Source organism: Agromyces binzhouensis (assembly GCF_004135055.1).
Classification (GTDB): Bacteria; Actinomycetota; Actinomycetes; order Actinomycetales; family Microbacteriaceae; genus Agromyces; species Agromyces binzhouensis.
On sequence record NZ_SDPL01000762.1, the window covers coordinates 1 to 705 of the forward strand.

General features: G+C 74.3%; 1 protein-coding gene. It reads left to right on the top strand.

Going from position 1 to position 705, the window contains the following annotated elements; genetic code table 11:
• Window positions 1-705: dihydrodipicolinate synthase family protein (locus ESO86_RS18095; RefSeq protein ID WP_129236063.1), on the top strand; the 705-nt coding region annotated here is incomplete at both ends.

The following is a 705-nucleotide window of genomic DNA, read 5'->3' on the forward strand; positions in this document are numbered from 1 at the left end:
CGGCCCGCTCGGCCACGCGATCGAGCTCGCCCGAGGCGCCGCCGAAGCGGGCGCCGACGGGCTGCTGCTCCTGCCCCCCTACCTCGTGTCGGGCACGCCCGACGGGCTGGCGGCCTGGGTCGAGGCGGTCGCCGCGGCATCCGACCTGCCCGTCATCGTGTACCACCGCGGCACCGCGCGGTACACCGCCGATGCGATCACGCGACTGGCCGCGAACCCGAAGGTCGTCGGGTTCAAGGACGGCACGGGAGACATCGGCCTCGCGCAGGAGATCGTGCTCGCCGCCGAGGCCGCCGGGCGCGAGGACTGGGGGTTCTTCAACGGCCTGCTGACCGCCGAGCTCAGCCAGGGGGCCTACCGCGGCATCGGCATCCCGCTCTACTCGTCGGCCGCGTTCGCGATGATCCCCGAGCTCGCCGCGCTGCACTACCGGGCGTACGTCGACGGCGACGAGACGACCCGGATGTCGCTGCTCCGCGAGTTCTACACTCCGCTCGTCCGCCTGCGCGACGAGACACCGGGCTTCGGGGTGTCGCTCATCAAGGCAGGACTGCGCCTGCGCGGGCTCCCGGTCGGCTCGGTCCGCCCGCCGCTCGTCGACCCGACGCCCGAGCAGGAGCAGCGGCTCGCCGCGATGCTCGACCGCGGGCTCGCGCTCGTCGAGCTCGGAGGCGCGCGTCCCGCCGCGTCGACGAGCTCCACGAC